Source organism: Agromyces sp. Soil535, from assembly GCF_001428255.1.
GTDB lineage: Bacteria > Actinomycetota > Actinomycetes > Actinomycetales > Microbacteriaceae > Agromyces.
In genome coordinates this window covers 277,449-292,292 of record NZ_LMRW01000003.1, presented here as the reverse complement: position 1 = coordinate 292,292, position 14,844 = coordinate 277,449, and the positions used below count along the sequence as shown (strand labels likewise).

The window sequence follows — 14,844 nt, the reverse complement described above, 5'->3', positions numbered from 1 at the left end:
CCGCGCGACACGCACGACGTCGTCACGGAACTCGGCGGGGTAAGGCTTGGGCACAGCAACATCCTTCCAGGCCGCCCTCACGGGCAAGCCAGATCAGATGTCACCTATCCGTGCAGCAGACCCCTCGAGCTGTTGCTTTGTCATGCTTGTCCTGCCGTCCTTCATCAGATGGATTGGTGATGAAGTCGCCGGCGTGACGGTTGGACAGCACAGAGACGGGCCTGTTGCAGCAAGCTCCTATCAAGTCACGACCGTCACGTCGGTGACTGTGTTGCACCGGCCCCGACAACGGTCGACAAATCCACTACAAGACAGCCGATGAGCGTCAATGGAACAAAGAGTCAGGCCGCTGCCGGAGCCGGCAACACCACTCTGGCCACGCTCCGACGTCAATGGAACCAAGAGTCAGGCCGCCACCAGAACTGGCGCCCCCTCATGCTCTCTGTGGAAAAAGCAGAGGAGCACGCCGTTGTCGGGGTGGGTGGGGCCGCCGTGGGTGTCGGGGGTGACGTGGTGGATCTCGCACCAGGCGGCGGGGATGGAGCATCCGGGGATCAGGCATCCGCCGTCGCGGAGGGTGATCGCGCGGCGTTGGTGCGGGGTGAAGCANGGGGGTGACGTGGTGGATCTCGCACCAGGCGGCGGGGATGGAGCATCCGGGGATCAGGCATCCGCCGTCGCGGAGGGTGATCGCGCGGCGTTGGTGCGGGGTGAAGCAGCGTTCGGGGGAGCCGAGCTCGATGATGCGGCCGGTATCGTCGAACACGACCGTCTGGGTGCCGCCGGTGCAGATCATGTGGCGTGCGGCTCGGAGCGAGATCGGGATCTCGACGCCGTCGGCGTGCGCGACGCCCCGCCCGGCGGCGAGGTCGGAGTTCCTGACGCTGACGAGCACGGTGGGTGCGGCGCCGCCGATCGTGGGGTGCTCGCCGGAGCGGGCGGCGGTGTCGATGACGGCGGCGAGCACGTCGTGGCGTTGCTGGTCGGCGCTGCGGGTCTCACCGACCGCGGCGATCTGCGCCCGCTCCTGGTCGGTCATGAACCCACCGCCGGAGCGGGGCGACAGGTGCGCGTCGAACAGCCTCGTGAGTTTCGCGGCGACCTCGGGGACGAGCTCACCGGTGACCGGGATCAGCCCGTCCCGGGCCCGGCCGAGCCGGAACCCGCGGCGGCGCATCGCGCGCTGATCGTCGGGTTCGCGGCCGTCTTGGTCGAGGAACGTGGACCACGCCTGCGCCTGCACCCGCACCTCGTCGGCGGTGCAGCGCACCGGTGTGCCGTCGCCGGCGCCGATGGCCTCGGCGACCAGGGCCTGCTCGGCGGCCTGAAGCGCGGCCGGGTCGGCGACCGTGCGGGTGCGGTCCAGTTCCCGGATGATCATGCACGCGGCATCCGCGCCCAGCTCACCTCCGGCCAGCGCCGCCGCGACCAGCGGGAACACCGCCGCGATCGGCTCCCCGAACCCGGACCGTGCCCGGGTCGCGGACCCGACGGCGATGCGCCGGCGCGCCTCGAACGCGGAGACCTGCGTGACCCGCTCGACGAGCTCGGCCGCGGAGCGGCACCCCCTGCGGGTGGAGAGGCGCTGGTCGCCGAGCTCGACCCGGGACCGTTCGGCGACCTCGCCGGACAAGGCGGCGCGGTGCGCGTCGACGAGCCGACCGAACCCCTCGAGGGCGCTCATCGTGGCGAGCAACTCATCGTCGGGCCACCCGGATGCGTCGTCGAACCCGAGCACGTCGGCGAGTGTCGAGCGGAGCTGCTCGAGTGCGTCGCGGGTGCCGGTCATGGGTCCATTCTTGCGGGACCCACCGACATCCAAATCACCGCAAAAGACCAGATCAGGGTGTGAATCCACGCGCAATCCGCAAGGCTGTGGAGGACAAGTCGCGTCCCGCCCGGCAGAGTCTCATGGGAGGCGGACGATCGTCGCTGCGAGCCAGCGTCCCGCGCATCGCCGTGGGCACCTGTACTGCGGTCGCAGTATTCGGTTCTCCTCCCGTCGCACGATTCGCTTCTCGGCTTGGCGAGACAGGCTGGCCTTATGATGCCCTGCTGCGGGGTGTCATCCGCCCACACCGAGGAGTCGAGCCATGCACACCGCCACCACTGCCCACGCCGAGTCGGAGGTCCGTGTCGTCACGAACACCGCCGGCATGCTCTCTGACGTTGTCATCGATCACTTCGGGCTCCACGTCCGCGGCACGATCGTGCTCGACCTCGGCGACATCATCACCTGGTGTCCAGAGGTCGCACGGGCGTGAGCCCTGCTGGCTAACGACGAGACACGTCCGTCGAGGCCAATGTCGGTCCACGGCTCGCGCGAAGGCGGCCGAGATCACCCCCCCCCCGCCCAGACCGCGACGGTCACATCTCGGAGGCTGCCGAACGGCACATACCAGTACGCGAGCGAGATATCGAACTCGAAGGGCGGGACATCAACGCACCTGGCACCCATCGGATACACCTTCAACTGCCGATGACCGGGTTGCTCCTGATACTGTGAGCGGTATATCAATCGGCAAGTTCTCGTTGCCGGCCCTCTGTGAGCAGCGCTTCCGGGTGAGGCGATTTTGACGGCACCCCCGTCGGTCGGAAACCCGCCCACAGGCGGAGGGAGGTCTCATGGGGACCTCGGGTTTCACCCGATGGGCGGCGCTGAGCGGTGCCCTCTTCGTCCTGCTCTGGGTGACCGCGTTCGTGATCCTTGGTGGCACCGTGGAAAGCAGCGACTCGGACGCGGATATCCTGGCCTACTTCGCCGACGAGGGTCAGCGAGCCAGAGGTCTCATTGCCCAGATCCTCCTGCTCGTGGCATCCCTGCCTTTCATCCTCTTCATCTCCGTGCTCCGCGGCCGACTTGAAACCGGCGAAGGCGGTGCTGGGGTCTGGACGATGGCTGCCTTCGGGGCCGGCCTCGTCTCCACCGCACTCTGGATTGTGGCGGCTACGCTCTACGTTCTCCCGTTCTTGGAGAGGGACGGCGAAGGCGGGTTCCAGTTCGACCTCGATGCGTTTCGCCTCCTCAGCGGCGCGGGCTACATCGCCTGGTACAGCGGCGGCACGATCATGTCGGTCTTGGTACTGGCCACATCGGTCGTCGGGATCAGGGCTGGTGTCGTCCCGAGGTGGCTTTCCTGGCTGGGGTTCGGGGTGGCCCTGTCGCTGCTCGCCTCCTTCCTCCTGTTCCCCGTAATCGTCCTGCTCGCCTGGTTGCTCACTGTGAGCATCACCCTCGTCTGGCGGAGAGACATCTCCGGATCACCTCCTTCCTCCATCAGGTCGATGAAGTCGTCGTAGCTCTCGCGAACGTCGAGGTCGTGCTTCTCGAAGTACGCCTTGTCGTAGACGATGTGGTGCGATCTCATCGCGACACCCGTGGGAACATGCGGGAGATCGACTGCGCTTCGTAGACTGGACATCGCTGTCCATCGTCACGCACCGATCGGTGCCGCGAGAGAGGGGGATTCGAGTGGAGCAGGCCAAGCCGGCGAAGCCGGCCACGCTGACGGATGTCGCGCGACTCGCTGGCGTCTCGGTGCCGACCGCCTCGCGGGTGCTCAACGGCGGCGTTCGCGGCGCCGACAGCGGTCGCCGCGAATTGCGCAAGCGCGTCCAGGACGCGGCGAGTGCGCTCGGGTACTCGGTGAGCCCGGCGGCGCAGGCGATCAAGGACGGGCGTGCGCGAACCATCGGCCTGCTCGTCAGCGACATCGAGGACTTCGGCGCGGCGACGATCATCGCCGGGGTCATGCACGCCGCCGAGGAGCGGGGGCTCTCGGTCGCAGTGCGCACCACGCGCGACGACGCCCGACGCGAGATCGACCTGCTGACGCACTTCCGGGGCGAGCGCCATCGCGCGATCGTACTCGCCACGAGCCGCACCACCGACGCGCGACGCGAGTCGGAGCTCAGTGAGCAGCTGCGCATCCTCCAGGAGCAGGGCGCCAGCATCGTGCTCATCGGCGACAGCGATCTCGACTATCCGCGTGTGACGATCGACAACCGTGGGGCCGCGGCCGAGTTGGCGGCCGCATTGGTGCGTTCCGGTCATCGTCGATTCGCGATCGTCTCGGGCCCGAGCGAGCAGATCACGGCACGCGATCGGGTCGAGGGATTCCTCGAGGGTCTCGCCTCGCACGGCATCGCAGTGCCCGACGAGGCGGTCGTGCACGCGGAGTTCAGCCGCGATGGCGGCTACGAGGCCGTGGATCGGCTCGGCTCGCGCATCCGCGAGCTCGACGTGATCGCCGCGATGAGCGACGCCATGGCGGTCGGCGTCATCGCGCGGCTCCGCGACCACGGTCTCGCAGTGCCCGGCGATCTCGAGGTCACCGGATTCGACCACGTGCCGATGCTCGGCGACGTCCTGCCCGAGTTCAGCACGGTCGAGGTGCCACTGGAGGACTTCGGCGAATCCGCGCTTCGCCTCGCGCTCGACGAACCAGACGGCCCGGAAGGGCGCAAGCACGTCGCGCTCGAGGCGTCGCTGATCGTGCACGGGGTGAGGGTCGGCGCGAGCGTCTGACCGTTCCGCGCACCGCCCTGGCATGCGAGGTACGTTAGGATAACGCTATCCAATCGGTCGAACAAGCGACCGCCGACGAAGGAGTCAGCCATCACCATCGAACTCGAGGCCCGGTCATCGCCCGATGCGCTGTCGTTCGTTCGCCTGAGCTGGGGTGCCGATCGTCCCGTGTCTCTCGTCGGGGTGCCGGGCTCGACGATCCTCGGTCGGGCCGACGTGGCGTTCGTCGAGGTCTTCACCGCGGAGGAGCAGCGGAGCCGCACCAGCCAGGCCTACTTCCGGTCGGCCGTCGGCGGGCGCCTCCGGTACGTCGACCACGAGATCCGTGCGACGGATGCCGCTGACGAGGTCGTGATCGCGCAGCGCGACGACAACACCGGCCTCCTCGTCCGCACGTCGATCACCGCAGCGCGCGGGTCGCGGGTGCTGCGCTTCCAGCACACCCTCGAGAACACCGCCGACACCCCGATCGTGCTCACCGCCGTCTCCAGTGCCACGATCGGATTCGCCGCTTCCGAGGACGAGCTCGATGGATTCTCGCTCGCCACCGCGGACAGTGAGTGGCTCGCGGAGAACCGCTGGCGCGAGGAACCCCTTCGGCATCGCCTGCCGCGCATCTCCCTCGCGTTCCATGGACAGGACGGGCGAGGGCATTTCGGCTACGGCAGCCACGGCGCATGGTCGACGGGGGAGCACCTCCCTGCCGGCATCCTGGCCGATGCAGTGACCGGTGAGGCGATCGCCTGGCAGCTCGAGACGAGCGGAGCCTGGCAGTGCGATCTCGCGCAGGCGATCACCGGCGGCGTGATCAGCCTCCTCGGCCCGACCGACCTCGAGCACCAATTCGGCCATCGGCTGGAGCCCGGCGGCACGTTCACGACGATCCCGGTCGCCGTCGCCGTGTCGCCCGACGGACGCGACGGCGCGATCCGAGAGCTGACGACGTACCGGCGATGGCTCCGGGAGCCGAGAGGGCCGGCCGACTCGACGCTGCCGGTCGTCTACAACGACTTCATGAACACCCTGATGGGACAGCCCTCGACCGAGGCGCTCCTTCCGCTCATCGACGCGGCGGCGGCATCCGGAGCCGAGGTCTTCTGCATCGATGCGGGCTGGTTCGCCGACCCCGAGATCGGCGACTGGTGGGCGACCGTCGGCGAATGGCGTGAGGCCTCGAGCCGATTCACACACGGGCTCGGGCAGGTCATCGAGCACATCCACGCTCGCGGAATGCGGAGCGGGCTCTGGCTGGAGCCGGAAGTGGTCGGCGTCCACAGCCCCGTGGTGGCGGCGCTTCCCGACGAGGCGTTCTTCCAGCGGTTCGGGCGACGCGTGCAGGAGCACGATCGATACCACCTCGACTTCCGGAACCCCGCGGTCCGCGCGTACCTCGACACCACCATCGATCACCTCGTGGCGGAGTACGGGATCTCCTATCTGAAGCTCGATTACAACATCAACCCGGGCGCGGGAACGGAGGTCGCCGCGACGACCCCGGGCGATGGGCTGCTGGGGCACACCAGGGCGTTCCGCGATTGGCTCATCGAGACGCAGCAGCGGCATCCGTCGCTGCTCATCGAGAACTGCAGTTCGGGTGCGATGCGGGCCGACTCATCCCTGCTCTCCGTGACCCACCTGCAGTCGACGAGCGACCAGCAGGACTTCCGCCTGTATCCGCCGATCGCGGCGTCGGCTCCGGCGACGATCCTGCCTGAGCAGTGCGGCAACTGGGCGTATCCGCACGTCGACATGACCGATGAGGAGACGGCATTCACGCTCGCGACGGGCCTCGCCGGGCGGCTCTATCTCTCGGGATTCCTCGACCGCCTGCGGCCGGAACAGACGATGCTTGTCCAGGAGGCGGTGCGAGTCCATACGTCGCTGCGCGACCGGCTCCCGCTCGCGATGCCGTTCTGGCCGCTCGGGCTGCCGGGCTGGGATGCATCCGCCATCTGCCTCGGCCTCGACCTCGGTTCCGGCCAGGCGCTGCTCGTCGTGTGGGATCGGAACCCCGACGCGTCGACCATCGTCGTACCGGCGGTGACCGGCGCTGCGAGGGAGATCTTCCCGATGACGCTCGACCCGTGGGGGATCTCGACCGACGACGAGGGCCTTCGACTCACGACGCTGCCCGGCTGCACCGCACGCGTGTTCCTGGCGTCGGAGACCTCGGAATGAGCGCCGCCGAGGTGGTCGCGACCAACCCGATCCTGCGTGGCTTCAATCCCGATCCGTCGATCGTTCGCGTCGGCGACGACTACTACATCGCGACGAGCACATTCGAGTGGTATCCGGGCGTTCGCCTCCACCACTCGCGAGACCTCGTGCACTGGTCGGTCGTCGGTCACGCGCTCGACGAGTCCAACGGGTTCGACCTCCGCGGAATCCCCGACTCCGGAGGCGTCTGGGCGCCGAGCCTGACCTGGGCCGACGATCGGTTCTGGCTCGCGTACTCGATCATCCGCACGATGGACGGCGACGACAAGGACCTCGAGAACTACCTCGTCACGGCCCCTGACATCCGGGGACCCTGGTCCGAGCCGATCTCGCTCGGGTCGCGGGGGTTCGACTTCTCGTTCTTCCACGACGACGACGGGACGCACTGGGTCGTCGGCGTGCAGTGGGACCAGCGGCCCGAGCATCCGAGCTTCAGCGGCATCGCGCTCGAGCAGTACCTCCCCGACGAGCAGCGAACGTCGAGCGACGCGGTGATCATCTATCGTCAGCCCTCGCTCGTCGAAGGACCGAACCTGTACCACCTCGACGGGTGGTACCACCTGCTCCTCGCCGAGGGCGGCACGGGCTGGAACCACGGGATCACGGTCGCGCGATCACGGACGATCGACGGCCCGTACGAGCGGGATGCCGCTCCCGCGGTCCTGACGACGCGCGACACGCTGAGCTCGCCGCTGGCCAAGGCCGGACACGGCGAGCTGGTGCGCACCCGGTCGGGGGAGTGGGCGATGGTTCACCTCGCGAGCAGGCCGACGCTCCGGCTCGGCGATCGGTACTCGACGCTCGGCCGGGAGACCTGCATCCAGCGCGTCGAGTTCGACGCCGACGGCTGGCTTCGTCTCAGCGACGGCGGGCATCATCCCGCGGAGACGGTGCGGTTCACGGGTCTCGAGCCCGACGTCGGCAGCGGGCGGATGTCGCCCTGCGACGACTTCGACCACGACGAGCTCGATCGGCGACGGTGGTCCACGCTGCGTGCGCCGCTGCCCGAGTCGGTCGCCGATCTCACCGCGCGACCCGGGTGGCTCCGCCTTCGCGGCGGCAGCTCAGGGGCATCCGTGTTCGAGCAGTCCATGATCGCCCAGCGCGTCGAGGAGCATCACTGCGAGGTCGAGACGCTCGTGGATGCCGATCCGCGATCGATACGGCAGGCTGCCGGGCTCGCAGCCTGGTACAACCGCTCCGCGTGGATCTGGCTGCAGGTGACCTGGGACGAGGAGCACGGCCGGCATCTGCGAGTCGTCGTGCGGGATGGGCGCACCACCAGGTCGGAGGCGTTCGCCGCCCCGGCCGGCCCGCTCCGGATGCGGATGGTCATCGATGGCGGCCTGCTCCGGTTCGAGACGGCAGCAGCGGAGGGTCCGTGGACGGACGTTCCGGGTGCGTATCCGGCGTGGTCGCTCTCCGACGACCACGGCGGGCAGCTGCGTTTCACGGGGATGTTCGCCGGGATCCGCGTCGAGGACCTCGACGGCACCGGATGGTCGGCGGACTTCGACTACGTGGGGACTCGGTTCGACCGCGGGGAACGACATGACTGAGCCGACGACGAGGATCGAGCCGGGCACGACCTTCACCGACGACCGCGGGCGGCTGGCGCAGCTGCACGGCATCGGCGTGCTGCGCATCGGCGACCGCTACGTCGCATGGGGCGAAGACAAGGCTGCGGGCGGCACCTTCACCGCCGTGGCGTGCTACTCGAGCCCCGACCTCGCCACGTGGCGCTACGAGGGCGATGCGCTCGGCCTCGCCGACGGGGATCTCGCCCCCGGGCGCGTGGTCGAGCGGCCGAAGGTCCTGCGGCGGCCCGACGGGGCGTTCGTGATGCTCCTGCACATCGACTCCGCCGACTACGCGGATGCGCGGGTCGGGTTCGCGATCGCCGACGACCCGGCCGGCCCGTACCGTTACGTGGGGGGCGAGCGGCCTCTCGGAAACCTCAGCCGCGACATCGGCGTGTACCAGGAGGACGGCGTCGGGTACCTCCTGTCGGAGGACCGCGACCGCGGACTGCACATCTACCGCCTCGCTGACGACTACCTGAGCGTGGCGGAGCTGGTCGCCACCACACTCAAGGACCACGGCAGCCATGGGTACGAGTCGCCCGCGCTGGTGCGCCACGATGGCCTCTACTACCTGTTCGGCTCCGACCTCACCGGATGGTCGACGAACGACAACAAGGTCGCCACCGCCGAATCGCTCAACGGTCCGTGGTCACCCTGGAGCGACATCGCGCCACCCGGTTCGGCGACGTTCGATTCGCAGGTGAGCACGATCGTGCCGGTGTCGACCGTTGCCGGCGAGCGTCACGTGTACGTCGGCGATCGCTGGAACCGCCACGACCTGGAGCGGAGCGCGGCGGTATGGCTGCCGGTGCGCATCGGCGGCGGCGAGGCGACGCTGGAGTGGCGGGAGTCCTGGACGCTGGCCGAGCTGTAGGCGGGGTCAGCGCTCCATGCGGAAGAGGGGGATCAGACGCCGCGTCCGATCCCCCTCTCGTCGTGCACCACCTACTGCGGCGGAGCGGTGTGGGTGCCGAAGAGCCTGAGCTCGGCGAGGTTGATCCAGTCGGTGTTGGTGATGCGGAGGTACCGGTACGCGACCGGTTCGGCGGCGGCATCCGGCCGGCCGAGCGTCTGCCAGGCGAGGGTTCCCGTGGCGTTGACGGTGACGCGGGTCCAGTTGACGTTGTCGTTGGATCCCTGGATGTGGGTGTTGGCGGCGCGGCGGAGGCCGTTGTCGTCCTGGCGCACGAGCGCTTCGGCTCGGGTCAGTGCGACAGAGCCGCCCTCGTGGAAGTCGAGGGTGATGTAGTACTGCCCGTTGATCGGGCCGACGTCGCTGAACGTGGTGGCCTTCTGGTCGAAGAGCCGATCGACGTGGACGACCTTGCCGGTCTCGACCTCGCCGGTCGGGCCGACGACGCTCACCTTCGCGGGCGCGCCGACGATCAGGCCGTCGTCCGTGGTGAGGAACACGCTCGATGCGTCGGTCGTGCCGACCACGGGGCGCCCGGCATCGCCGGCGGCGTTCGTGTACTCGACGCGGAAGCCGACCTTGCGGCCGGTGTCGGCCCCGGTGGGCACGGGAACGGTGGCGGTCCAGCCCACCCCGTCGGTGCTCGTGGCGGTGACCGGTTCGCCGTCGATCGTCGCGTGCACCTCGGAGAGCGGCTCGGTCGCCGTGAGCGACAGGGTGATCGTGTCGCCCGGTACTGCGAGGTTCGGCATCGCGTTGCTCGACGAGATCTTCGCGGTGCTGATGAACGAGGCCGGCGGCTCGGTATAGGTGCCGAAGAGCCGGAGTTCGGCGAAGTTGATCCAGTCGGTGTTGGTGATGCGGATGTATCGATACGCGACGGGCTCGGCCGAAGGGTCGGGCCGATCGAGGGTCTGCCACGCGAGGGTGCTGGTGGCGTTGTTCGTGATCCGCGTCCAGTTGACGTTGTCGTTCGATCCCTGGAGGTGCGAGTTGACGGCGCGGCGGAGGCCGTTGTCGTCCTGGCGCACGAGCGCTTCGGCTCGGGTCAGTGCGACGGCGCCGCCCTCGTGGAAGTCGAGGGTGATGTAGTACTGCCCGTTGAACGGGCCGACGTCGCTGAACGTCGTGGCCTTCTGGTCGAACATCCGATCGACGTGGACGGCCTTTCCGGTCTCGAGCTCGCCGGTCGGGCCGACGACGCTCACCTTCGCCGGCACGCCGCCGATGAGGGTCGTCTCGTTCGAGAGGAACAGGGTCGAGCCGTCGGTCGTGACGGTGAGCGGATCGGCCGGCACGCCCGCCTCGGTGACGTAGTCGACTCGGAACGCGAGGTTCCGGCCGTAGCCGACCTCGTCGGGGAGCGTCGTCGAGGCGGTCCAGGATGTCCCGTCACCGAGGACGCCCGCCTCGGCTCCCTCGATGGTCACCGCGACCCCGGTGATCGGCTCGCGGCTCGTGAACGACAGCGTGACGGTGTCGCCGTTGACGGCGCGTCCCGGCATCACGTTGGTCGACGAGATCGCGGCCGACTCGATCGCGTTGATCGCTTCGATGCGGTCGCCGTGGATCTTCAGTTCCGCGACGCTGAAGATGCCCGGGAAGTTGGGGTCGGTCGGCACTCCCGGCTCGTCGACCTGCACCTTGATGAAGCGGAACGCGACGCCCTGGAGCTCGTCCGCGACCGCGAGCGTCTCGGGGTCGCCGGTGTTGGTGGTCATCTGCGTCGTGAGCTTGGTCCAGAGGGTGTTGTCGTTCGATCCGTAGACGTTCGTGCCCTGGGAGCGGTTCCCGAACCCGTAGCGGGCCTGCAACGTGAACGCCGACGCGTTGACGCGGAAGTCCGCACCGAAGTCGAGGGTGAAGGAGTTCACTCGGAGGTCGCCCGAGAAGGTCGCGCTGTCGTCGTCGACGAGGGTGCCGAGCTTGGCGGTCCCCAGCGTCGAGGTGACGAGGTCTGGGTAGTCCAGGGTGCCGTCCGCGAGGCGCGGGTTGAGCACCTCGAGGCTCCGCGTGGCGACCTGCAGCTCGGCGATCGCGGCCGCGAAGTCGGCATCGGTCCCGTTGTCGAAGAGCGATCGGACATGCTCGGATGCCGCGTCGAAGGCATCATGCGACACGGACGTGTACGTCACGTCGGGGTCGAAGCCCTCTCGTGCCAGCTGGTAGGCGCCCTCCCGGTCCGAGGCGATCCGTGCCGTGACCGCGAGGGCGGTCGTCGTGGTGCCGTCGGTGGCCTGCACGACGAAGACGTCGTCCCCGGCATCCGAGGCCTGCGGCGTCCAGGTGAACCGGCCGTTCGAGGAGTCCAGCGCGGATGCCGCCGGCGCGCCGACCGCGCTGTAGGCGAGCGTCTCGAGGCCGGCGTCGTCGGCGGTGAAGGATGCCGAGAGTTCGCTGCCGGTCACCCCGATGATCGTCGCGGTCGCGCCCTGCGGGAACCTCGGCGGGGTGAGCTGCGTGGGCGCCTGCAGGTTGACGAGGTCGAAGTCCACGGGATCGCGGTTGCCGGTGACGGTGTAAAAGGCGATGTGATTGTCGCCCATCGCCGGAAGCGGCACGACGTCGGTGTCCATGTCGTAGACGATGTAGCGCCATTCGCCGCCCGTGTCGGGGATGGTGATCCTGTGGTACGGCGCCGCATCGACCCGACTGCTCACCTCGAGCGTGGACGCATCGCGGGAGCGCACCAGGATCCCGACGGGGCTGTAGTCGGTGCGGGCACCGTACGACATCGAGCGCATCGCGAGCGTGGTCGCGGTCGTCGCCTTCCTCGCGGGGGCGATCCGCAGGAACGTGCGGTCGCCCTCGGTCACGAGCTCGGAGCCCTTGCCGATCGACGCGCCCTTCTCCTCGAACTGCAGCGTCGGGTCTTCGGGCACCGGCGGCGCGTCGCCGGCGACCGTCTCGGGAAGGGACAGCCAGTACTCGGCGCCGGGATCGCTGCCGCCCCAGAAGCTCCGCAGGCCGTCCGCGCCGACGACCGTGCCGATCTCGGCGCTGTTGCCGTTGTAGAACAGAGCGCCGTCGGACTGGCGGTACTGCTCGGCGAGGTATGGGGCGACCTTGCCCACGTCCACGCCCGCGCCCGTGTACACGTGGTAGAGCTCGTTCAACGTGTTCGACCACCGCCCGCGGTACGCCTCGGAGACGTGGCCGCCCGCGCCGGTCAGGTCGACCCACGGGACCTCGTGGCCCATCATGAATCCCGTGTACGCGTCGGCGCCGCGCAGCAGGCGGTTGCCGAGGAAGGCGTACGGCGTCACCGCGTTGTGCCGTTCGGAGGGCACGCCCGTCGCGGGGTCGAGCCGCGTTCCCTGCGCGTGCACCAAGCGGGCGAGGGTCGTCAGCACGTTCACGTCGCCGCCGGCGTGGGCCTGGTCGCGCCCCATCTCCTGGTGCTGCACGAAGGTGCGTCCGTAGGTGTTGAGCGGATGCTCCTCCTCGACGACGCGGAAGATGGCGCCGAGTGCACCGTTGATGTCCTGGTTCGGCGAGGTGGCGTTGAGGGTGAACCACTCGACCGCTTCGTCGTAGCCGTCGCGGTCGTCGGTGAAGACGTAACCGGCGATGGCGCCGATGAGCGGGAAGCTGTGCTGGTTCATGTAGTGCGAGTAGTCGTGGAGGTAGAGCTCGGTCATCGGAACGATGAGGTTGGCCGAGAGGTCGGCCGTGTCCTGTTCGTTCCACTCGAGCGGGTAGGTTCCGGCCGCGGCAGGCAGCGAGGTCGAGCGGAGGAGCTCAGCGGCGGCGACCATGCGGTAGAGCGGGACGCCGGTGTGGATGTGCGCATCGGGGAAGGCCGCGAACTTGTCGGGGTCCATATGGCTCCACACCCGCACGATCTTGAGCGCGTTCTCGCGATAGACGCGCTCGCCGGTGAAGAGGTACATGAGGGCCTGCGTGTAGGCGCCGAGCGAATCGGGGATGAACCGTGCGTTGATGCCCCTGCTGTCGAAGGCGTCCGAGGCGGGCACTCCGTCGCCGGACCCCTGGTTCCGGGAGGTGAGCGTCGTGGCGGCGTAGCTCGTCATCGCCATCGCGTCGAAGTAGCTCGCCCAGGGTTCGACACCGGCCGCGACCTGCTCCTGCGTGTGTCGCAGATTGTCGGCGGTCACCCCCACGCCCGGGTGTTGGAACCCCTCGGGCCCGGTGGTCGAGGTCACAGTCACGTCCGCGGACGGGCCGGATGCCGCGACGGCGCGTGGCGCGGGCGCGAACATCGACATGCTCATCACGAGCGCCACCGCCACGCCGATCGCCGCGAGCGTCGCGCTGCGTCCTGCTCGAGCTGCGTGCATTCGTCTCTCCTCCATTGCAGATCCGGGCGGAGCGGCGAGCTCGGGGTGAGCTTGATTCGGATAGCGCTATCCACTCCGGGAGGCAGTCTGGCATGCGTCACGGCGTTTCAACAAGGGCGAGTTCTGTCGGCGGCGTCGGGGTCGCCCGGCTCGCCTCGAGCGCGACCCACGCGGATCGGGCGCGGTGAGTGCGGCTACGGCGTCAGGATCTCGACGTCGTTCTGCTTGAGGGCCTCTTCGAGATCGGCCGGCGGCGCAGCATCCGTGATGAGGTAGTCGGCGCGACCGAGTTCGGCGACCTGGGCGAACAACCGACGCCCGAACTTCGACGAGTCGGCGAGCACCGCCACCTTCGTGGCACGCGACATCATCTCCGCCATCATCGCCGCATCGGCCAGGTTGCTGGTGGAGTAACCACCAGTGGGGGATACCGCTCCGACCGCGATGAGGGCGAGGTCGCACTGCAGGTCGATCTCGCCGCCGCTCGCGCTCACCTTGAAGCTGATCGGACCGGTCGTCGCCTGCGTGATCGAGCGCACGGAGCCGCCGAACACGTACAGGTCGCGGAACACCTTCGGCGAGATCTCCGCCGGGATGCGCAGGTTGTTCGTGGCGATCGTGAGCTCGCGATGGTTGCGCAGGTGTCGCGCCACCGCGAGCGTGGTGGTTCCCGCATTGAGCATGATGACCGCACCATCGGGGATGAGTGCGGCAGCGAGCTCGGCGATGCGCTCCTTCTCCTCGGCCTGCATGTGCAGTCGCACATCGAGGCCCCGGTCTGTGCGCGGCGTGGTGGTGGCGCTCACCGCACCTCCATGGGTGCGAACGAGGATGCCCTCGGCGTCGAGCTGGTCGAGGTCGCGGCGGATCGTGTCGATCGACACGCCGTAGCGCTCGGCCAGCGTGGCCACCGTCACCTGGCCGCTGGCGGAGACGAAGTCGGCGAGATCGGCGCGCCGGCCCGCGGGCAGATGTCGCAGTCGTTCCCCTGATGAATCGCGTGGTGACGCTCCCATACGCAACTTCTAGCACAGTTGCGGCCCCAGATGACCGTCTCAGGGCGAATAGACGCAGTACCGAGCATGAAACAGCAGCATGTTCCGCGGGCTGCGCATCGCCGGACCGTGAATTCCCTGCTATTCGGTGCAGCTGCACCGCGCTTGACCGGGCATTCGAAGTGGACTACCATCCGAGATGTCGCATCAACGCGCAAATAACAGCGCAATACTGCAAATTCCAGAATGAGGAGAATCATGAGCAAAGAGGCTCACGGCCGGCGGCGGACCCTTCGGGTCCTCGGAG

At 68.6% G+C, this 14,844-nt stretch carries 10 protein-coding genes; 6 read left to right on the top strand and 4 right to left on the bottom strand.

Annotation, left to right across the window (positions count from 1 at the left end; genetic code table 11):
• Positions 1 to 405: 405 nt before the first annotated feature.
• A complete protein-coding gene (locus tag ASG80_RS24390) occupies positions 406 to 540 on the bottom strand; it encodes an HNH endonuclease (protein ID WP_255355578.1) in 135 nt (44 codons plus the stop codon).
• A gap of 70 nt (positions 541 to 610) precedes the next feature.
• A partial coding sequence (locus tag ASG80_RS05625) for an HNH endonuclease signature motif containing protein (RefSeq protein ID WP_235508186.1) occupies positions 611 to 1,789 on the bottom strand: 1,179 nt, incomplete at its 3' end.
• 304 nt (positions 1,790 to 2,093) lie between these two features.
• Between ASG80_RS05625 and ASG80_RS23420 the strand changes: the two genes are divergently transcribed.
• From ASG80_RS23420 to ASG80_RS05600, 6 genes are all read left to right on the top strand, one after another.
• Entirely contained in the window at positions 2,094 to 2,264 is a 171-nt protein-coding gene (locus ASG80_RS23420) for a hypothetical protein (protein WP_156401671.1), read from the top strand.
• Positions 2,265 to 2,625: 361 nt separating this feature from the next.
• A complete protein-coding gene (locus tag ASG80_RS05620) occupies positions 2,626 to 3,300 on the top strand; it encodes a DUF4386 family protein (protein WP_056729171.1) in 675 nt (224 codons plus the stop codon).
• 172 nt (positions 3,301 to 3,472) lie between these two features.
• Positions 3,473 to 4,528, top strand: a complete 1,056-nt coding sequence (locus ASG80_RS05615; RefSeq protein ID WP_056729170.1) for a LacI family DNA-binding transcriptional regulator — start codon at positions 3,473 to 3,475, stop codon at positions 4,526 to 4,528.
• 168 nt (positions 4,529 to 4,696) lie between these two features.
• Positions 4,697 to 6,706 carry an alpha-galactosidase gene (locus ASG80_RS05610; protein ID WP_056729169.1) on the top strand — a complete coding sequence of 670 codons (2,010 nt, stop codon included), beginning with the start codon at positions 4,697 to 4,699 and terminating at the stop codon, positions 6,704 to 6,706.
• Positions 6,703 to 8,304: a family 43 glycosylhydrolase gene (locus ASG80_RS05605; RefSeq protein WP_056729168.1), complete on the top strand. Its 1,602-nt coding sequence runs from the start codon at positions 6,703 to 6,705 to the stop codon at positions 8,302 to 8,304. The genes ASG80_RS05610 and ASG80_RS05605 overlap by 4 nt, the downstream gene beginning before the upstream one ends.
• Positions 8,297 to 9,202 (top strand): family 43 glycosylhydrolase, encoded by a 906-nt coding sequence (locus ASG80_RS05600; RefSeq protein WP_056729167.1) that lies wholly within the window; start codon positions 8,297 to 8,299, stop codon positions 9,200 to 9,202. The genes ASG80_RS05605 and ASG80_RS05600 overlap by 8 nt, the downstream gene beginning before the upstream one ends.
• A gap of 71 nt (positions 9,203 to 9,273) precedes the next feature.
• Here the strand turns inward: ASG80_RS05600 and ASG80_RS05595 are convergent, their stop codons facing one another.
• Positions 9,274 to 13,542 carry a hypothetical protein gene (locus ASG80_RS05595; protein ID WP_056729166.1) on the bottom strand — a complete coding sequence of 1,423 codons (4,269 nt, stop codon included), beginning with the start codon at positions 13,540 to 13,542 and terminating at the stop codon, positions 9,274 to 9,276.
• A gap of 194 nt (positions 13,543 to 13,736) precedes the next feature.
• Complete coding sequence (locus ASG80_RS05590; protein WP_056729165.1) at positions 13,737 to 14,558, bottom strand: DeoR/GlpR family DNA-binding transcription regulator; 822 nt, start codon at positions 14,556 to 14,558, stop codon at positions 13,737 to 13,739.
• Positions 14,559 to 14,844 lie beyond the last annotated feature (286 nt).

What these genes read in the sequence shown, in the direction of transcription:
- ASG80_RS05595 (WP_056729166.1), bottom strand. Translation starts at nt 13,542, where the DNA reads ATGCACGCAGCTCGAGCAGGACGCAGCGCGACGCTCGCGGCGATCGGC.
- ASG80_RS05620 (WP_056729171.1), top strand. Translation starts at nt 2,626, where the DNA reads ATGGGGACCTCGGGTTTCACCCGATGGGCGGCGCTGAGCGGTGCCCTC.
- ASG80_RS23420 (WP_156401671.1), top strand. Translation starts at nt 2,094, where the DNA reads ATGCACACCGCCACCACTGCCCACGCCGAGTCGGAGGTCCGTGTCGTC.
- ASG80_RS05605 (WP_056729168.1), top strand. Translation starts at nt 6,703, where the DNA reads ATGAGCGCCGCCGAGGTGGTCGCGACCAACCCGATCCTGCGTGGCTTC.
- ASG80_RS05590 (WP_056729165.1), bottom strand. Translation starts at nt 14,558, where the DNA reads ATGGGAGCGTCACCACGCGATTCATCAGGGGAACGACTGCGACATCTG.
- ASG80_RS05600 (WP_056729167.1), top strand. Translation starts at nt 8,297, where the DNA reads ATGACTGAGCCGACGACGAGGATCGAGCCGGGCACGACCTTCACCGAC.